This is a genomic window from Rhizobium sp. A22-96 (assembly GCF_053521805.1).
Genome location: NZ_JBNWDQ010000007.1, coordinates 438,660 through 457,416, shown reverse-complemented (window position 1 = coordinate 457,416; position 18,757 = coordinate 438,660). Strand labels below are relative to the sequence as shown.

Sequence of the window (18,757 nt, the reverse complement as noted above, 5' to 3'; positions counted from 1 at the left end):
ATCTGTTACATCTTGGTTTGTAGATGTTCGATGGATGACTACTGCATTGAAATGTCAGCGTGTTTTAAGAAGCAATGCATTCTGAAGTTGAATGGTATATGTGCCGGTTACCGGTTGCCCCAACTTCGTTTGCGCTGCACTTATCACCTTTCGGTTGTTGTCTGTCAGCGTATCGCCGCCCACAAATTTATCGTCTACCAGCGAGGTGACATCTGCGCCTAAGCCGCTGCTTGGATCTTTGGCAAAATCCGCCAGCAGCTTCTGGGCTTCCGCGACTCCCTTGTGAGTGCTGAGCTTTATGTGCTCGAATAACGATTTGTACCGGTCGCTAGGACAAGGGCCGATGTCATGCACTTTGCTCCGTGTCACCTTATCGAGCACCCCGGTCGCAGCAATTGCCTCCCCGTTCTTATCTGACGCCGCCGTCAAATTTTGAAACTCAATAATCGCTTTGCGAGTGCCACTTCCAACACCGCCAAGATCGCCCGTAGCCTTCGCGCAGAGATTGCTTTGTATGGTCATGGCTTCGGCTTTGGAAATTCTCACGTCGTGGGTGGTCAAGCCTCCTGCAAGGTCAGCGTCTGCAATTGACTGCTTGACTCTGGTGCTACCGCCATCACGCACATCTTTGACCGAAGGAACCGTCGGACTTCCCGTCGCAACTTGAGTAAGGGTGGTAACGCCAGGACTGGAAGCAGAAGCGACGTACGTAGTGTTGCGGACAGCGGCCTTGACCTGTGCCTCAATCGATACCGGCAGGCAGATGTTCAGATATCCGCGGATTGAGTCCATAGCGACATTGCTGTCCGTAAAACTTATACGCTGCTGCTCGGCAATGCTGCGATACGCCTGTGTTTGGCTTTTGATAAGGCCCTCAATGTCGGAGGGGTCCATTGCATAAAGGAGATTAATTGTGGCGTTGTCGGACACCTGGGAGGCAAGCCCAAACGCTGCGGCGGTCACGCCAATCGCCAGTTTTGAAGCTCCAACGATGTTAAGAACGGAATTGCTTGATGTCTGAAATGAGGCCAACTGGGCCCTGGTTGTATCCCGAGCAATCCGGATGTCCCTCAGTTTTCCGAGGTAATCGCTGCATTGCTCATCGACATAGCCATATCCGGCGCGTGCCACCTGGTACCAGTCGTAAGTTGATGCTCCATTGTCCAAAGAGCGACGAATGAAGGTATCTCGCACCGACAAATAGTTCTGGGTCGAAGCTGAAACCCTTGAAGCATACATTATCGGACGAGGGCCGTTGATGGAGCTCTCGATACCCGGAGAATTTACGCATGATCCAGTGGCCAGCGCGCAAAACAAGAGCGCAGCACAATTGATGTACTTCATTGAAAACGCCCTAATTGAAGATTACAATGAAAGTATTGCGAGAATTAACGGCACTTGGAATACACGTTCGATATATATTCTGTGGATAACTTTTTGCATTTAACGCAGATCGAAGAGATTGTTAGTGATCTGTTGTCGCAGCAAAGTTCATCTCTATGATTCCTAAATATATTTTGAATATTAATTTCTTTGAATATATGCAATTTCTGGATGTTTAACTAGGATTTGCAAGGTTGAATATTTTGATTTCACATGTTCTTTAGCTGGGCAATTTCTTCCTATTTTACAAATGAGCAGCCGTTAAGAGCGTGTTCCTGCTGAGTACTCTGGTCTCGATCGCATTGACGATCATGCGGCGGATTTGAAGGTTAATTGCTTGTCCATCCTTTTTTAAGGCACCAAAAAGACGCCGCCATGTGACGTCGGTCACGGATAGTGAGCTTTGAGTTCTTGAAGCTTTCATCGCATCAACGATGCAAGGAATGGGCCAGTTGTCAGTCAATTACAATGTGCGGGCCTGCGGTTGCAGGCGTCGTCGAAGACGGCGCGTTTGAGCTTATGTAAGGCTTCGCCCTCGTTGAGACCGGGCTGGCGGCACCGGCGCAATGCGGGGCTTGAATAAAGCTCGATTATCGACAGTGCACCCACCGTTGCTCTGCAACTCGGATGTCTCGGAGCTTCTTGGAGCCTCGCATTATGGTGCATGCAGCCGCTAATGCCAGACAAAAGGTTCTTCGGTTAACTCCATTAGCTCTTGACTGAGATCTTATCGCGACGAGGGAGGTACACTCCGCGACCTAGGAGCTCATTTCGAAAGGCTTCTGGTGAAAGCGCGATTAAATTTGGCTGTTGGCGAAGCCACGTCGCGTTCAGTTTTACGAGGCTTTCTCGGTCGTTGACAGCAAAGAATTGACGGTCGATCAAACCCAGCGTCTTGCGTACACGGTCTTTGGAACTGGGTTGGGATGTATTGATGAACTGTCGCAACTCCTTTGGGTCGATGGCAGCAACCATGGCCGCGCCGTCGTCAAATAGTTCCAAATGTTTGAACGCCTTGAGGTCGAAAAGCCCCTTTCTGACCATTGCTACCGTATGACTGTCCCATTCAGATTCCCCCACAAATTGTGCAAAGCCTCCGTCAACCATCTCGCCATAAAAGAAATCGACGTAACGGCTCTCCAACGCAGCTTGATTAATTTCTCTCTCAGGAACCTTCGAGTCTCGGAGACTATCCACCACAGAGAAGTTCGATTCCACGGCGCCCTGATCGTCTCCACTTGCGAGCGCCTCCGCAGAAACAATCGGCGCGGCTCCGAATGTTCCCGCTTGATCTCCAACATGCGAGCCAGTTTCAGGTGGTGACGTATCCCTCTGGGCACGGAATATTGCAGCGGTCTCAACTTCGTAAAGTTGGGACTGCCCGACATCGTATACCCAAAGAGACGCGCTAAACACAAGAACCGGGCAAATTATCGTACTCGGACGTAAAGGGGTCATGCTCCACCATTTCGCATCTCGCTTCAGTCAGCCTTGGAAAACTGCGAATAGATCATCGTTCCCGCATGGCTTCTGATCCTACTTCGATCAACGGCGAGAAAACGTATTCCAGTAGCCGCCGCGAACCGGTTTTGATTTCGACTGTCACGGTCATGCCTACAGACAGTGGCACCTCTCGTCCGTCGGCTATGACAGAGGTCCTGGAGGGGCTGATCACGACTGGATAGACGAGATTTTGGGTCTGCCCCATTGAGGTCACGTTCGTGTTCGACTTGGCAAGTTGTGTCGGATCGTTTTCAGCCAATTGGGCGTCAGAACTCGGGATGGAATCTCGGGCAACCCGTTTGACGGTCCCAGTGAGCGTCCCGTAGCGGGTGAACGGGAAGGATTCGACCTTGATGATCGCTTCCTGTCCTTCGTGTAGGAAGCCGATATCCTTGTTCTCGGCGTAAGCTTCGATTTCCAGTGGTGCATCGTCAGGGACAATCCGCATGGCCTGCTGGCCGGTTGCAACAACCTGCCCAATTGTCGTGACCGCCAGCGCCTGAACAACCCCGTCGATTGGGCTCACTAAAGTCATGTGGCTTGTGGCGGCCTGGGCCTTGACGAGCCGCTGGGTCAGGTCGTCAGCCTGTCGCTCAGCGTCTGCAAGCTTTTGGGCATTGTCACTTATGAACGTCTCAAGCGTTTTTTGCTTCTCAGCTTCAATCGTATCGAGAGAGGCCGTGGTTTGGTCGAGCTGGCCGCGATCGGACGCGAACGTTGCCTGCTCGTCCTGGAGGGTCTGGAGTGCGTCTATCAAGGTCGATTTTGTGCCGGTATTGTCAGCAATCAGAGCATTGTGAAGATCCACCCGCTGTTGAAGCGTCCGAATAAGATCGGTTTCAGCTTGCGTCGTAGCCTTTAGCTTGTTCTCCTCAGCCCGCTTTTCCGCCCGTTGCGCATTGAGGCTTTGGATTTGTGCGCGAAGATTCCCCAGATCATATTCCAGCACCCGGTTCTCTCGGCTCTGGATATCCGCCGAGATATCAGTCGGCCACGGAATAATCGGCCTCATATTGGCGTACTCTCCCTTGGCGGCGGTAATCTCGGCGTTCCTTCGTAAGATTTCAGCTCGATATGAATTCAGGCTGACAGCCAGCTCATTGGCGTCCGCCATGGTCTCGGTGGGATCAAGTTCGAGAAGAACGTCACCCGCGCGAACATGCGTGCCGTTTGCGACGTTGAACGCCCGCACGCGCCCGGTTTCAAGGGGTTGGATGACCTTGACCTGACTTGCCGGTCGAATTTTGCCTGTGGCAACTGCAAAAATGTCGATCCGCCCAAAGTAACTCCATACCAAAATGGCCGTGGCGAGAAGGCAGATGATAAGGATCAAGGCCATTTGCGTGGGAGAAGCAGGCGTTTCAATAATTTCGAGCGCCGCGGGAAGGAACTCATTGTCAGAGCGCTGGCGTTCGACGGAAAGGCGCTTAGCCCGTCTTACCGCTTTAGTCGGAACGATCTCGTTCAAGCGCGCTCCTCCTGCAACTGGTCGGTTTGCAAGGCCCAGAGGTGGGCATAAAGCCCACCAGGGCGGCGCACCAGTTCCTCATGAGAGCCGATCTCGACGATCCGCCCGTCCGCCATGCTGATAATCCTGTTACAGGGGCGGACCGCAGCGAGACGGTGGGCAATGATGATCACCGTGCGTCCCTGGACGATGCTCTTCATATTGCGGTGAATGACACGCTCACTCTCATAGTCGAGCGCGCTGGTCGCCTCGTCAAAGATGAGAATGGGAGGGTTTGTCGCCAAGGCGCGAGCAATTGCCAATCGTTGACGCTGACCGCCAGAGAGATTGGCACCGCGTTCTTCGATAATGGTGTCATATCCGTTGGGCAGTTTGTCGATGAACTCATCGGCTCCGGCCAGGCGTGCGACCTGCATGACGAGGGCCCGAGACGTAGTCGGGTTGGCCAAGGCGATGTTATCGTGAATGCTGCGATTAAACAAAAGGTTCTCTTGCAGCACGACGCCAATATTGCGTCGCAACCATGCTGGATCGACCTGGGCGATGTCGGCGCGGTCGACCAGGATCTGGCCTTCTTCGGGAAGATAGAGACGCTGAATCAGCTTGGTGAGAGTTGACTTGCCGGATCCCGAGGGTCCGACAATGCCGATGACCTCTCCGGGGCGGATCACGAGCGAGATGGCCTTTAGAACCTCAGGTGCTGCCGGTCGATAGCGGAATCGGACGTTGCGGAATTCGATTGCGCCTTTGGGAGGCGGGAGGGTCCCGATACTTGCCGAAGGTGCACGCTCGGTCGCCGTATTCAGAATATCTCCCAGGCGCTCGACGGACACTTGAACCTGCTGGAAGTCCTGCCACAGCTGCGACAGCCGGAGGACCGGCTGCATGACCTGGCTCGAAATCATATTGAATGCAATCAAGCCCCCAACAGTGAGGCTTCCGTCCATTACCGATCTTGCGCCAAAGTACAAAACGCCTGCGGTGACGAGCTTGTTCACATACTGGATGGCGTTTTGGCCGCCGGCGGAAAACATGGAGGCGTCGAACGACGTTTTGACATAGGCAGCCAGCTTTTCCTCCCATTGAGCCTGCATTGCTGGTTCTACAGCTGCAGCCTTCAGCGTCTGGACGCCAACGATGGACTCAACAAGGAATTGCTGACTTTCTGCGCCCGTATTGAACTTCTCTTTGATCTTGTTGCGCAAAGCCGGGCGGATCAGGATCGTGATCAGGACGTAAAGCGGGATTGAGCCCACGACGATCAACGTCAGTTGCCATGAATAGGCCAGAAGAACGCCAATGAATATCAAAGCAAAGAAGAGATCGATCGCCGAAAACAGCGCCTGGCCGGTCAAAAATGAGCGAATGGTTTCGAGCTCCCTGACACGCGCGACGGTCTGGCCGGCGGATCGAGTCTCGAAGTATCCGAGCGGCAACCTTAAAAGATGGGCAAACAGTCGGCGACCAAGCTCGACATCGATACGGTTTGTCGTATGCGATAACGCATAGCTGCGCAGATATTGCAGGCTGACGTCGAAAATGCCGAGCACAGCCAAGCCGCCCACAAGCACGGCAAGGGTCGAATAGCCTTTGTGAACAACGACCTTGTCGACGATCGCCTGAAAGAAAAGCGGTGTGACCAGGGCAAAGAGCTGTACGAAAAGCGATGCCAACAAGACGTTGGCCAAGGGCTTTCGGTAACGCCAGATCGACGGGAGAAACCAGCTGAATCCGAAGGTTTTCGGATCGAGACCCTCTCCCCGAAATCGGCGCTGGACGAGCACGACTTCAGCTTCGATCTCGCTCAAAGCCGTTTCGGCTGACACTTCGCGGGCCACGCGGGTTACAGGATCGACAAATCTGAATTCATTGGTGGGCGTAAGCCCCCCATAAAGGATGTATCCGCCTTCCTTAAGTTTGACGATCGCCGGTGCAGGGATGGCGCGCAGCCTGTTTGCTGTTCGCACGGCGGTCACCCGCGCTCTAAGTCCGGTGCGGTTGGCTGCTCGAAGCAAATCGGCGTGCGCAGCCGCGCGACCCGCAAGGACAAGTTCCGTTGCGAGTTGAACCGGATCGGCGACTATACGGTAGTAGCCGGCTACGGCACATAATGCGGTAAGGCCACTGTCAATTTGGCCCACCGACAGCGGGGGCACGGACGGAATATCGTTCATTCTTGCTGCTTGCCCCCAATCAAACAAGACGGCGCCGCGAAGCGCCGTCCTTCTCTTAGCAATAGGTCAGGCTGCCCGCATGAAGTCGCTCGCTGTCAAAGACGGGCGATCATACTGGGAGGTGAATGCATCATCACCAATGACATTCCACTGCGACGGGGTGAGGGGGGTCGAAGAGGTTCCAAGACTTGCGCCGATCGAGGCAGGTTGGATGCCCGTGATATCGGGGAGACCATTCATCGTACTGACATTGGCCTGAGCCCATTCGGAAACGGCGTAGAGTTGGTCGCTTTGCTGATAGTCTGATCCGGCACCATTATTGGCGAAGTTAATGCCGAAATCTCCGACATTGAAGCCGATCAGCGACAGGCTACCTGGGTTGGAGTTGTAGTAGTAGGTATCTGTGTCGGTTTCCGATCCGTCCCAATTCTGCTGATCGTAGCTAAACGATGATTGGTTGGCTGTTAGGCCAGTCAACACTAGCTTGTTCTGCGGGCCTTGCGTTTGATAGTCATTAGAATAGGCATAGTCTCGCGTGACGCCAATATTGCCCGACTTCATAGAATAGCTGTTGCTGGTATTGGAGTATTCATCCCAGGCATCGGTATAGTATGCCTCGGTTCCGCCGGCGGCGTTGGCATCGCCGACAAGCTTCAGGTTGTTGTTCGGATCGACGCTTCTCTCGCCCATGCCATTGGAACCACCGTGCATGTTCGGATTGAAGTCTGACTCACCGCCGACCCTGCTGCTCGAATATTGCACATAGCGTGTCGGATCCGAGACAATCTGTCCATTGTACTTCAGAATATCGCTTGCAGTCGGATTGATCAGGACGATTTTGTCGTCGAAGCCGCCGCCGTAGCCGTCATCGCCGCTCGAACCAAAATTCTGGTCGATATAAGCGTCGATCTTGCTCGGATCGAGCGCCAAGAAATTCGCCTGATTGATGTCATTCATTTGGAGAATGTAAACACCGATATTTTTCCCGGCGTCGGCTTCGAAGTCGAATGTGTCGGAGCCATCATTGCCGTAAACAACTGTCAGCGGCGCAAGGTTGGCGGATTGGAACACGAATGTCTCGGCACTATCGACAGCGCCTTCAACCATGTTCCAATTCGGAGATGACGAACTCGCCGATGACGCATCGAGCGTTGCCACTCCGGCGTTCTGCTCAATCACGATATTGTTGCCGACACCGGTATTGAAGGTGTCCGACGCTTGGCCAATCATGATGTTGGTACCGACGGCCCCCACAAAGGAAGTGTTTCCCGTCGTGGAGCCAATAAGAAGGGCGCCCCCAGCGGTGCCGGAGAACGTTGACGCCGCAGCGCCGCCATTCAGCGCAACTCCACTCTTATCAGTAGCCTCAATCTCTGTGATCCCCGAGATCAGGGCTGCCCCTTGCGATTTGAAGAGGTTATTGAAATCGGCCTGATAGGAGTCGAGCACCGAGGTTCCGATGGCGGACATAATGGCGTCGACGACAGCTCCGTTCGCTCCGACGATATTGGGTGCAGTGGGAGTTTGCGATGCAGGCCCATTCGACCATTCGCTGGGGGTCAGATCCACGCTGACAGTCGAAAGATCGGAGTGCACGATACCCAATGCCAGGCTCGCATCCGTAGATTTTTCTGCAGCGAGCTGTCCAGCATACTGAACGGCGATATCCGACAGGTCCTTGTAGAGGAAAGCATCGGTGTTAGAAATCACGCTTTGGTCGGAAGGCACTAGGTCGGAGAGATCGCCGGCGTCATCGAAGAATGCTTTGATCGCGACGTCACCAAACGGCATGGTGCCTTCATCGATCGCCGAATAGGCAATCATTTCCTTCAAAGCATCCGCAGAAGAACTCGTCGAGACATTCTTATATTGATCGACGCCCGCAGCAGATGCGACATTCTCATTCCATAGTTCAGGAAGTAAGTAGGGAGCGACTGCATTCCATTTGGTGAGGCTGTTATCGCTTGCGTAAAGCAACATCGTGGCCAATGCCATACTATGCAATTGCAGGCCACTAAGGTCGCCGGAATCCGTATGAGGTTCCAGTACAGTCTCGGGAAGATTTTGTAGTTGACGATCAAGGGAGTATAGAAACTCGCCGTCTGTGTAGTAGCCCTTGAGGTTGGCCTCGCTGGGCGCGGTGGGTGTGGATGACCCGTAGATGAGGTTCCCAAGAGCGGCGTTATAGTCCGGTCCCGGGATTGAGGCCGCATAGGCCGCGTTTGCTGCGGCCTCGAAAGCCATATTATCGAAGACAACGGCCTTGGCGCCATACAAATCACCAACCAGCCCTGCCAACCCACCTCCCATTGAATGACCGGTCAGGGTTATATTGGAGATGCTTCCCGCTTGAGCGAGTACAGATTGATAGAGCTGGATTGCCTCTGTCGAATCATTCGATGCTGGTGAACCGACACCGGTTGCGTAACCATTCCAAACGTCGCTGCCGAAGAAGCCAGATACATCATCTCCGAGCAGATTGGTTGTTCCTCTGTAGGATATCGTATAATTGCTTCCATCTTGGTACACGACTGCAAAGTAATTCTGGCCAGGAATTGAGTCTTGTCGGATACTACTCCAGTTACCGATCGTACTTCCCGTGATTATGCCAGTGGTCCCGCTGGCATCATATGCGTTCATTGCAAGAATGGCATCCATTAGATCTGCGTCCATTACCAGTCATTCCTTTCAAGAAACCGTGGATAATCGGATTGCAATTGCTTAGCCTCGCTGTCTGCTTCTGGATAACGAGAGTTTGAAGTCGATATCTTTTTGCTCGGTTCCTGTACGACCTCCTGTTTTTTGACCCATGGAAGTAATTGATCGATTCCCGTTGAAGCAGGATCGTCTGTCAGCTCCACTGAAACGTTCACGAGGTGCACGTTCTCCCCAACCAGAGTTGCGATATTGTCTTGGTTGACGATGACCGCGCTTGAGGAGGTCGCCATATCGGTGAAATAAATTATCGTTGGTGCGTACAGGGGCGGCACCGACACACGAACACGGGGAAGTTCGCTTATCTTCCTGTATGGCGGGAGAGCCTTAAACGCTTGAAACGGCATGTTTCCGGCTGCAAATGAGTGGTCGGCCACGCCGAGTAGAACAAAGAGATATTTTCCGTTGGAGAACTTGACCGGAATTGCCTGCCCTTGAACCACAATGGTATATCCGCACATCCCAATACAGGGGATGTTACGGCGCACCGCAACGTGCACGACATTGGAGCCGACGACAGGTGTCCCATTCTCGTCGAAGCTTGCCACAATGCGATAACTGAATTCATCCTCGGTCGCAGCGCTTCTTTGCCACATGATGAGGCCCGCGACCGTTGTAAGTATCAGGATCGTAACTATCAGGATCCTCGACAGAATCTTCATTCGACGATGCCCGATTTGGTCGGAAGCCGCTGAACCTGTGCAAGAGGTCTGTTGCAGGGCGTGAGAGCTTGTTCGACAAAATCAACGATTGTCCAATTTTTGGGATCTCCTCGCGACCGACTTTGAGGAAGCCGATCACAGCCGAACGCGATGATATCGCTAGGGTTGGCATCAACAACCTGCAGCTCCGATGGCCGATGGCGATCAGCGATGCCTCCCTGGAAAAGCCCTAGCGCTCCCAGGATTGCCACTAAAATTGCTGAGGATTTTCTTGGTCCCCACCGTCTTGCGCGAAGTGGAATGAGAGGCCCAGCAACGGCATAGGCGAGTATAGGTAACCAGAGGATAAATAATCCTCCGAACAGAATGAGATACAAGCCAGGTGCGCCCCTAGTTGAATATTTGAACGAAAAGAGCGCTACGGCGAGCGCAAATGCAGACTGGAGTTTGCTCTCTTACCTTGTTGACGCTCCCCGATTTGTCTCGGGGCAGCCAATCGCGTTCCTCGCTAGCTTTGCTCTTGGGGGACTGAGCAATGTTGTCGAAAACAACCAAAGGGGGATTCTTGAAAGTGTAGAACTCAAAATTGTATTTCGAACTTCTATCCACCGCTCAAGCGATGGATATACAACTAGTCCTTTGAGACTATTCGGCCTAAATCCGCTACTCTACTGCGATCTACAAGACGCTATGATGCAACATACCCTTGTGTCAATCTGTCCAGGCACAAGATTGTTTGTTTTTCTTACGAAACATAAATTGCGACTTTGAGCTGCATCAATCTGAGGCGGCAATTTTAAAATATCTTGCAATTTTTATGATTTTGTTTGCGATACCCGTCCAAACGATGCGGCTGCGGGCATATGATTTCCGACGCTCCTTGGCAAAGATCGGTGTCTTCATGGTTCTGCAATTGAGACAGGTTTAGATCAATGCGATGAGAATGCATCATCAAGAAATCGAGAAACCTGCGCTTCCACCATTTAAGTCAACTGAGTCTACATGGGCACCATCGTTTTTGCTTGGGAACTGGGTAACAACTTGGGGCATATCGCGCGGGATCTCCCGGTCGCATTGGCGCTTCGAGCCCGAGGACATGAAGTGTGCTTTGTCTCGCGAAATCTCAGGCAGGCAAGTGAGGTGCTCGAGCCATTGGGTTTCATCTGCTTTCCGGCGCCCCGATTTATGTTGCAGCGTTCACCTTTCACGCCAAGCAGCTATGCGGAAATCCTTCTCGCGAATGGCTACGGCAATGTCTCTGCAGTCAATCTCTTGATCACTGCGTGGCAGGGGCTGATGCAGGACAGAAAAGCAAATGTTGTCGTTTGCAATCACGCGCCAAGCGCTATCCTTGCGGCTCGTTGCGCCGATATTCCAACAGTCGCGACGTGCATAGGCTTCGAGTTTCCTCCAGCCAGCACGCAGCCCTTCCGGACGTGGGATCCGCCGCCTGCGACGAGAGTCATCGCGGCCGAGAAGTTGGTCTGCAAAACTATCAACGAGGCGCTTACGGCGAATGGCCGAAAAAGCATCCACAACATTTCCGAGCTGTTCTCTTCTACATCTGTTCTGATGACAACATTTCCCGAACTCGATCATTACGGGCCACGGGAGGGTCTGGAATATGTCGGCCCGATATCGCATCTGCCCGGCCGCCCGTGCGCGTGGCCACCCGGATCTGAAAAGCGAGTATTTGCCTATTTGCGTCGTGCCGTCCCAAACATAGCGGCTATTCTGTCTGGAATATCAGGAGGCGCCTTCAACACGCTTTGTGTAATGCCGGATCATGACCCAGAGGAGACTCAGAACTATGCAGGACTCCATTTCCGCATCCAACGCGATACGGTAGATATTTCCGCCGCCCTAGGATCCTGCGACTTGGTAGTGACATATGGCACAGGGACAATCCATGACGCGTTGCTTGCTGGTCGTCCTCTGCTCATGTGCCCCCAAAATGCGGAGCAGTATATGGTGAGCTCGCAAGTCGTGCGTCTAGGGGCGGGTCTGTTGCTCCCTTCGGGCGTCTCGGCGTCGGCGATTTCAGATACGATCGCGATCCTAGTATCCGAATCGAGGTTCGCCACTGCGGCAAAGACACTTTCAGAAAAGCACGCAGCGTTCTCAACAACAGCAGCGATTGAGAGAATCGTAAACGTAATCGAAAGTCAATTTTAGGTTTGGTAGATCACATAGCTGATTTATTCTAACAGTCGACGCGGCGTTCCATAAGCTGCTGTTATAACGCGAATTTCTTTAAAGGATTCGAGGTTCAAGACCCATCAAAACCAACCATTTGCCGTCAGTTGATGAGCTCATTCAGGAGATTCGCTTCTAATGAGTTCAACGACCGCTTTGCGCCTTCAAGCTTGACCTTTGCAGGCTCTGCAGCGAGTTCCGAAAGCTGACGTGCTGCCGACTGGCGTAGCTGAGCAATCCTGGCATCCTAGAGAGGTCGGCTTGAGGTTGGCGCCGGCTTCTGTCAGGGCTTCACGAACCGATATGCGAAGCGATCGGTCTTACCCTTGATCAGGGGATCGAAGACCTTGATCGCGTGTGCATCGTTCCTGTTCGCGAGCAGGGTGCTTTCCGCATCCAGTACGAAGCCGGCAGCCTCCACCTCCTCACGCACGGAGGCAGGGTCGATGCGATGCAATGACTGGGCATCACCTGTGCCAGCTCCTGCGGCGGCGGCGTGATCGACGATGACGTAGAACCCACCGGGCTTCAGCCGCTCGTAGACAGCTCGATTGAAGTCGGTCGCCGTCGCGCCCCTGGCCTGCATTAGCGCGGTATGGAGATCGTGGTAGAACAGGTGCAGCCACACGACATCCGCTGGTGGCGTGACCTCCGGCATTGCCACGAGGTCCGCTGAGACGGCTTCGACGTTTTCCCGGCGTGGCTCTTGTGCGAGCGTTCGCATGAGGCCGACCGGATCGTTCTTGAAGTGCGCGACTTCGACCGGCACGAAGCTGGTGATTCGACCTTGGGGTCCGACGATGTCGGAGAACAGGCGCGTCCAGTCGCCGTCGCCTGGATAAACGTCGATAACGTTGGCACCCACATCGATGCGGGCGAACCGGATCAATTCGGATAGGATGGATTGGTCGTACATCGGAATCTCCTTTACGGTTGGGCGCTCAACGAGCGCGCGTCTCGCGAGACGGCGATCCGCGGCTCATTCACCTTCGGCGAAAGCCGATGGTTGCAGACGGCCTGCGCTATGTGGGCCTTTGCGCGTCCATCTGCGAGGCTCGGGCCAGGGCCTGCGTGTCGACGTATTCACGGATGTTGGTCAGTCTACCGTCCCGGACCGTGATGGCGAAGATCCAGTCGTCCACGAACGTCTTGTTCGTGGCTTTGATTTTCCCCGTAGCGACGCCGACGACGAGAACCCGGTCTCCTTGCGCCACGAACTCCTGGGGTTCCGTGGAGGTTTCTATCGACCTGGATGCCGTCTCCAGCAAAGCCGCCAGCCCCGCGTGCCCGCGGTGGGTGCCGGCCAGCGGCCAGTCCTTGCCCGGAATGATCCACTCGATGTCCTCAGTGACCAGCGCCACCAGAGCCTCCCTGTCGCCGCGGCCGATGGCGGTGAAGAAGTCCTTCACGGTCTGGATGTTCCTCTCAATGCTCATGAGAATGTCTCCATTTCTCGGCTGTGGTGTCCGTTAGTCGAACTGGACCAGGTCCTTGAAAATCAGCTGACCCCAACTCTTTCCACGCGCCTGGACCAGCAACCCGCCTTCCGAAAGGCCGCCTAGTTTGATTGGTGCGAAACCGAGATTCTCCGCAAGTGCTGCAATCTCCGCTGCTGCGTAATCATCGTCGCTCGCCAGGAACACGGCTCTTCTGCCACCATGTAAAGCCGGATCTTGGGCAAGAACGGTAGCGCCCAAGTGGTTGAAACCCTTCACCAGCCTTGCACCAGAGAAAGCCCGCGCGACGAATTTGGAAGACGGCCGTCCTCCCAGGTCCTCGGGGGGCACGCCGTAGGCATTGGTCACATCGATGATGGTTTTTCCTTGCCAGGTGGGCAGCGCCTTGGCGACATCGGCGTGAGCCTCGAAACGGACAGCCAGGAAGATGATGTCCGCCTTGACGGCTTCCGCAAGTGTTTTGGCAGAGACCTTGGCCCCGATCGCGGCCGCATCAGCAGCGAAGGTTTCAGGGTCGCGCGTGGTTGCAACGGTCACTTCTATGCCGTTGCGGGCAAACGCTTTGGCCAGAGCGTGACCGATGTTGCCGAAGCCGATAATTGCATAGCTCATAATGCTTCTCCAATCCTGTACGAATGCCGGGTCAGACCTGCGCCCAACCACCATCGACGGCGAGATCTATGCCGGTGATGTAGGAGCTTTCATCGGAAGCGAGGAACGTGAGCGCAGCCGCAATTTCCTCTGGCTTGCCTCTGCGACCCATTGGGATCTGTGATGCAAACTGGGCGACCGCCTCGTCGGCTTGCTCAGCGGTGAGGCCGGTGGTTGTCGCCAAGGCGGGAGTCTCGATCGCGCCGGGGCTCATCGTATTGACGCGGATATTGCGGTCCTTCAGCTCCTGGGTCCAGGACCGCGAGAAGCTGCGAACAGCTGCCTTGCTTGCTGCGTAGGCGCTGAACGCTGGCAGCCCCATCACATTCGAGACCGAAGAGTTCAGGATAATCGATCCGCCGTCCTTGAAGAGAGGAAGGGCCTTCTGCACCGTAAAGAACAGACCCTTCACATTCACATCGAAGGTTCGGTCAAAATGGCCCTCAGTCGCTGTCGCGAGCGGCGCGACCGTACCTGCGCCTGCGTTTGCGAAGAGAATGTCGATGTGACCGTGTTTTTCTTTCACGATGGTGTAGAGGCGATCCAGATCTTCCAAGCGCGAGACGTCGCCCACGACTGTTGTCACGTTTTTCCCAATAAGGGCCGCGGCCTCTTGCAAGGCTTTCTCGCGTCGCCCGATGATCACGACCTGCGCACCTTCTTCCACGAAGCGCTTGGCGGTGGCCAAGCCGATCCCGCTGCTTCCGCCCGTGATGACTGCGATTTTACCTTCGAGTGCTTTCATAATCTTTTTCCTTTGCTGCGTGTAAGCTAGGCGCGGAACCGCGCCGGGGTCAGAGTTGAGCCAGGCCGCCGTCGACGGCGACTTCGCTGGCGGTCATGAAGCTGCTGTCGTCCGACGCAAGAAAGGCAGCCACCGCCCCGATCTCCGCCGGGTCGGCCATGCGCTGGAGCGGAGTCATTGCGCCGTAGGCCTTCTGGCCTTCCTCACCCAGCGCCTCCTTCGCGAGTTCGGTCGCCGTCGCCCCGGGCGACAGCACGTTGACACGGATACCGGTACCCTTCAGATCTTCTGCCCAGGTGCGCGCGAGATTGCGCACGGCTGCCTTGCTGGCGCTGTAGGCAGTGAATGCCGGAGCGCCTGTGGTGCCGGCGCTCGATCCGGTGAGGATGATCGATCCGCCGGCGCCCATCAGCGGCAATGCCTTCTGGACCGTGAAGATCGTGCCCTTCACGTTGGTGTCGAAAGTGTCGTCGATGTGCTTGGCGGTGATCTGGCCGAGAGGAAACGGGCTTCCGGCCCCGGCATTGGCGAAGACGATATCGAGGCTTCCGCGCTCGGCCTTCACCGTCGCGTAGAGCCGATCCAGATCGGCCTCATCCGAGACTGAGCCCTTCACCGCACGGGCGTTGGGTCCAAGCTTGGCCACAGCCGCATCGAGTGCTTGCTGCCGACGGCCGTAAATGAAGACGAAGGCACCCTCGTCGATGAAGCGCCTTGCAGCGGCGAGGCCGATGCCGGTGGCGCCGCCCGTGATCACAGCGGTTTTTCCATTCAATCTGGTCATGTCATGCATTCCTTGTGTCGCGTCTCGGGTGATCGCTTTGCAGAGACATCCTCCGGCAGCCTCGATATGGGTTCGCCGGCGCCAGGCGGTGAGTGCGCAATCGCGCGCATCCGTGGTGCGAAAACGATCCACTTACGTGATCGAACGCGGCGACGATCACGCGCATTTCGGCCCAGTGTGTTAGGATGGGCTTCGGAAGCCGCCTCACGCGGCGCGGGAATGAGCCATGATCGACTGGGATGACGTTCGCTACTTTCTTGCCGCTGCGCGTGGCGGGTCAGTGCGGGCCGCCGCCAAGAGCTTGGGAGTCAACCACTCGACGGTGCTGCGACGCATTGCTCAGCTCGAGGAGCACCTCGGGGCGCAGATGTTCGAAAAGCTGCCTTCGGGCTACCGCCTGACGGCCGCGGGCGAGGAGGTTCTGGAGTTCGCGAACCAGATGGAAGCCTCGTCGCACCAACTGGAGACGCGCGTCCTCGGGCGTGATCAAAGCGTACGCGGGCTTCTGCGGGTGACGTTGCCCCCGTTCCTTGCGACACACCTGCTCATGCCGGATATCGCCGATTTTGTCCGTCTGCATCCGGACATCGAGATTGAGATCGTATCGACCGGCGAGGTCGCGAATCTGACCAACCGGGAGGCGGATGTGGCAATCCGGATGGTCTCCGATCGCAAGACCCTGCCGCTCAATCTTCATGGCCTGAAAGGTCCGGATCTACTTGCGGGTGTTTATATGTCTCGCAATAGACTGGCCGCGTGGCGTGCTGGTGCGCCGGATCCGATCCGGCCCATCGTCATCGGCGGTCAGGCTCTTCCGGACTGGGTCGACGAAGGTGAGGTTCGCGCTACAGGGGTTCCGTTCAGGACGCCGGATGCGGAGGCGCAGATCGCTGCGGCAAGGCAAGGGATCGGCATGACCAGACTGCCTTGTTTCGTCGGAGATGCGGAACAGCTGCTGACGAGAGTTCCGGGCATCGATCTGACATCACCTGCGACGATCTGGCTTCTCACGCAGGGGGAGACACGCAAGACGAAGCGCGTGCGGCTGTTCACGGAATTCGTATCTCACCGCCTCGCCACGTACGCTCCGCTCCTCGCCGGGCGGCCGATTTCGCTCGGCTGACGTCGCATGCCGCACGCCACAAATGAGCAAGGGAAATTGCTGGTGGAGATTGGCATTCCCAAGGGAACAGGCTGCGGAGTGGCTGCACTCCTTGAAATCGAAACGAATAGCGGACGGTCGCTCCAATCCCTTCAAGACCAGCAGCGCAGTATTGCGTGGCTGTGACGATCCAACCTGAAAGGAGCTAACCTAGAAGGCTGCATTTTCTCGCAGGGGCATTCTGACGACTCATAGATTCCTCAAATGACGTCCCATCATGGACAGTATTTCAGAGGAGATACTCTATCATCTATTAAGTCATACTTTAGAGACGCTCCAGAGTCTCCTCAACGCGCCAAGCATAGGACTGGTATGATGTGATGCTGACTCTTGTGGATTCTATGTTTCACGCTGGATTTATTCCGCGTTATGAATATGGTAATCAAGATATTGATTACATGGGAGCGCAATTGTGGGGTTGAACTTCGAGAAGCCTCCGGTAGGCGCCGCCGCTACCGACATCTCGACGGAGTGCCAGCGCCAATTGCTGCCTCTCATAGACGAAATTGTCCGAGCGGCGGTTGCGGCCGGATGGAATGAGAAAGATGTTCTTCTGGCTTTGGTGGAGCTGACATGGGATCTCTACGAGGATCGCCGCGCTGATCTGTAATCAGAAGCCTTGCAGCAAGGTAGAAAACTCGGTCTCCGTCTGGATGGTGACCTAAAATCTGCCGGCGAGCACCAACTCCAGATAATTGTCGTCGAAGGGCGCAACCAGGCGGTTCATTCGTTTGCTTCGCGCACGATTCCACCTTCACTATTAACTGTTCTGTCCTATCTAAAACCTGTGCGTTCTGCTGATCTTTTCGCGGCGCTGTACGGCAAGTAGGGTTGGGAAAAGAAACGGACTTCTAGCAACGTTAGAAGTCCTGCCTGCTTGTTAGTGCGTAGATGATTTCGTTCGGGCGGGGCGATACAGAATGAGAGATACGCAAGAGCCTCGGGAGCGAGGCGCTTACGGCGATGTTGATCAGGGGCTGGCGGAACGATATGTGTTCGATATAATTCCGGAGAGCGCAGGTCCGAGAAAGGCCACCATGCGGGGGAGCGTGATACACTCCATTCGCAGCCCAGGATCGCAGAGGTTCCTAGCCAAGGAGCATTCTGTAGGAATTGTGCTGGCGCCTGCGCGGAAGTTACGAGCCTCACTCGGCAGCGACAAAATCACGGAGTACGATGCGCCGGCTGGTTGTATCGCCATTAATCCTGCGGGCGTCGATAGCAGCCTTGCCTGGTTAGCAACCAGAAAAAATCTCGTCGTAGCTATACCCCCCGAAGTGCTTTCAGAGCTAGCCATTCACGAGTTTAATCTTGCCGAGGTAGAGCTTGAGCCGCCTGCTTTCGGCACAGTCGATCTCTGGGCCCTCACTATAGCCCAGAGGGTCTCCGCCGAACTGAATGAGAAAGCATCTCCAAATGAGCTCTATCTCGACTCATTGGTGACGTTATTCGGCATTCATCTGCTTCGTACTTATACAAGCCGCAAGAAGCGGTCAGCGTCACCCAAGGGCGGGCTCTCCGCTCATAGCGCGCGACGTGTGCAAGAATACCTCATGGAACATCTTACCCAAAAGGTACATATCGCCGAGCTCGCGTCGGTCGCAGGAATCTCACCGAACCACTTCATAGTGAGGTTCGCCAAAACGTTTGGAATGCCGCCACATCGGTATCTGATTAATCTGCGCCTGGACTTTGCGGAAAAGTTGCTTGTCGATGGCAAGTTTGCGATTACCGAGATCGCATACATGGCTGGATTCTCGGATCAAAGCCATTTGGCCACCACTATGAAGAGATACAGGGGGAAAACCCCGACCGAGCTTCGATTTGCGAAGTAATCGGTTCATTTCTAACGACGGT

Annotated in this window: 14 protein-coding genes; 3 read left to right on the top strand and 11 right to left on the bottom strand. The window is 55.0% G+C overall.

Going from position 1 to position 18,757, the window contains the following annotated elements; genetic code table 11:
• Nucleotides 1-54: 54 nt before the first annotated feature.
• From ACQZ6F_RS29390 to ACQZ6F_RS29365, 6 genes are all read right to left on the bottom strand, one after another.
• The gene (locus tag ACQZ6F_RS29390; RefSeq protein WP_449095513.1) at nt 55-1,344 is read right to left on the bottom strand and encodes a hypothetical protein; all 1,290 of its coding nucleotides are present in this window, start codon (nt 1,342-1,344) and stop codon (nt 55-57) included.
• Nucleotides 1,345-2,091: 747 nt separating this feature from the next.
• Nucleotides 2,092-2,841, bottom strand: a complete 750-nt coding sequence (locus tag ACQZ6F_RS29385) for a DMP19 family protein (protein ID WP_449095514.1) — start codon at nt 2,839-2,841, stop codon at nt 2,092-2,094.
• 52 nt (nt 2,842-2,893) lie between these two features.
• Nucleotides 2,894-4,354, bottom strand: a complete 1,461-nt coding sequence (locus tag ACQZ6F_RS29380; protein ID WP_449095515.1) for an HlyD family type I secretion periplasmic adaptor subunit — start codon at nt 4,352-4,354, stop codon at nt 2,894-2,896.
• The gene (locus ACQZ6F_RS29375; RefSeq protein WP_449095516.1) at nt 4,351-6,528 is read right to left on the bottom strand and encodes a type I secretion system permease/ATPase; all 2,178 of its coding nucleotides are present in this window, start codon (nt 6,526-6,528) and stop codon (nt 4,351-4,353) included. Before ACQZ6F_RS29375 ends, ACQZ6F_RS29380 begins: the two co-directional genes overlap by 4 nt.
• Before the next feature lie 66 nt (nt 6,529-6,594).
• Complete coding sequence (locus ACQZ6F_RS29370) at nt 6,595-9,201, bottom strand: hypothetical protein (protein ID WP_449095517.1); 2,607 nt, start codon at nt 9,199-9,201, stop codon at nt 6,595-6,597.
• Nucleotides 9,201-9,905: a hypothetical protein gene (locus ACQZ6F_RS29365; protein ID WP_449095518.1), complete on the bottom strand. Its 705-nt coding sequence runs from the start codon at nt 9,903-9,905 to the stop codon at nt 9,201-9,203. Before ACQZ6F_RS29365 ends, ACQZ6F_RS29370 begins: the two co-directional genes overlap by 1 nt.
• Nucleotides 9,906-10,907: 1,002 nt before the next feature.
• Between ACQZ6F_RS29365 and ACQZ6F_RS29360 the strand changes: the two genes are divergently transcribed.
• Complete coding sequence (locus ACQZ6F_RS29360; RefSeq protein WP_449095519.1) at nt 10,908-12,080, top strand: glycosyltransferase; 1,173 nt, start codon at nt 10,908-10,910, stop codon at nt 12,078-12,080.
• Between the two features lie 304 nt (nt 12,081-12,384).
• Here ACQZ6F_RS29360 and ACQZ6F_RS29355 read toward each other — a convergent pair whose 3' ends face one another.
• The 5 genes from ACQZ6F_RS29355 to ACQZ6F_RS29335 form a co-directional block, all read right to left on the bottom strand.
• A complete protein-coding gene (locus tag ACQZ6F_RS29355) occupies nt 12,385-13,017 on the bottom strand; it encodes a class I SAM-dependent methyltransferase (protein ID WP_449095520.1) in 633 nt (210 codons plus the stop codon).
• Nucleotides 13,018-13,123: 106 nt separating this feature from the next.
• Nucleotides 13,124-13,537, bottom strand: a complete 414-nt coding sequence (locus ACQZ6F_RS29350) for a nuclear transport factor 2 family protein (RefSeq protein ID WP_449095521.1) — start codon at nt 13,535-13,537, stop codon at nt 13,124-13,126.
• A gap of 33 nt (nt 13,538-13,570) precedes the next feature.
• Nucleotides 13,571-14,170, bottom strand: a complete 600-nt coding sequence (locus tag ACQZ6F_RS29345) for an NADPH-dependent F420 reductase (protein ID WP_449095522.1) — start codon at nt 14,168-14,170, stop codon at nt 13,571-13,573.
• 31 nt (nt 14,171-14,201) lie between these two features.
• On the bottom strand, nt 14,202-14,954 hold the full coding sequence (locus ACQZ6F_RS29340; protein WP_449095523.1) for an SDR family NAD(P)-dependent oxidoreductase: 753 nt from the start codon (nt 14,952-14,954) through the stop codon (nt 14,202-14,204).
• A gap of 49 nt (nt 14,955-15,003) precedes the next feature.
• Entirely contained in the window at nt 15,004-15,738 is a 735-nt protein-coding gene (locus ACQZ6F_RS29335) for an SDR family NAD(P)-dependent oxidoreductase (protein WP_449095524.1), read from the bottom strand.
• 226 nt (nt 15,739-15,964) lie between these two features.
• Between ACQZ6F_RS29335 and ACQZ6F_RS29330 the strand changes: the two genes are divergently transcribed.
• The gene (locus ACQZ6F_RS29330; RefSeq protein WP_449095525.1) at nt 15,965-16,861 is read left to right on the top strand and encodes a LysR family transcriptional regulator; all 897 of its coding nucleotides are present in this window, start codon (nt 15,965-15,967) and stop codon (nt 16,859-16,861) included.
• A 959-nt stretch (nt 16,862-17,820) separates the two neighbouring features.
• Nucleotides 17,821-18,735: a helix-turn-helix domain-containing protein gene (locus ACQZ6F_RS29325; RefSeq protein ID WP_449095526.1), complete on the top strand. Its 915-nt coding sequence runs from the start codon at nt 17,821-17,823 to the stop codon at nt 18,733-18,735.
• Nucleotides 18,736-18,757 lie beyond the last annotated feature (22 nt).

What these genes read in the sequence shown, in the direction of transcription:
- ACQZ6F_RS29370 (WP_449095517.1), bottom strand. Translation starts at nt 9,201, where the DNA reads ATGGACGCAGATCTAATGGATGCCATTCTTGCAATGAACGCATATGAT.
- ACQZ6F_RS29345 (WP_449095522.1), bottom strand. Translation starts at nt 14,170, where the DNA reads ATGAGCTATGCAATTATCGGCTTCGGCAACATCGGTCACGCTCTGGCC.
- ACQZ6F_RS29390 (WP_449095513.1), bottom strand. Translation starts at nt 1,344, where the DNA reads ATGAAGTACATCAATTGTGCTGCGCTCTTGTTTTGCGCGCTGGCCACT.
- ACQZ6F_RS29360 (WP_449095519.1), top strand. Translation starts at nt 10,908, where the DNA reads ATGGGCACCATCGTTTTTGCTTGGGAACTGGGTAACAACTTGGGGCAT.
- ACQZ6F_RS29365 (WP_449095518.1), bottom strand. Translation starts at nt 9,905, where the DNA reads ATGAAGATTCTGTCGAGGATCCTGATAGTTACGATCCTGATACTTACA.
- ACQZ6F_RS29340 (WP_449095523.1), bottom strand. Translation starts at nt 14,954, where the DNA reads ATGAAAGCACTCGAAGGTAAAATCGCAGTCATCACGGGCGGAAGCAGC.
- ACQZ6F_RS29325 (WP_449095526.1), top strand. Translation starts at nt 17,821, where the DNA reads ATGAGAGATACGCAAGAGCCTCGGGAGCGAGGCGCTTACGGCGATGTT.
- ACQZ6F_RS29385 (WP_449095514.1), bottom strand. Translation starts at nt 2,841, where the DNA reads ATGACCCCTTTACGTCCGAGTACGATAATTTGCCCGGTTCTTGTGTTT.
- ACQZ6F_RS29350 (WP_449095521.1), bottom strand. Translation starts at nt 13,537, where the DNA reads ATGAGCATTGAGAGGAACATCCAGACCGTGAAGGACTTCTTCACCGCC.
- ACQZ6F_RS29335 (WP_449095524.1), bottom strand. Translation starts at nt 15,738, where the DNA reads ATGACCAGATTGAATGGAAAAACCGCTGTGATCACGGGCGGCGCCACC.
- ACQZ6F_RS29355 (WP_449095520.1), bottom strand. Translation starts at nt 13,017, where the DNA reads ATGTACGACCAATCCATCCTATCCGAATTGATCCGGTTCGCCCGCATC.
- ACQZ6F_RS29330 (WP_449095525.1), top strand. Translation starts at nt 15,965, where the DNA reads ATGATCGACTGGGATGACGTTCGCTACTTTCTTGCCGCTGCGCGTGGC.
- ACQZ6F_RS29375 (WP_449095516.1), bottom strand. Translation starts at nt 6,528, where the DNA reads ATGAACGATATTCCGTCCGTGCCCCCGCTGTCGGTGGGCCAAATTGAC.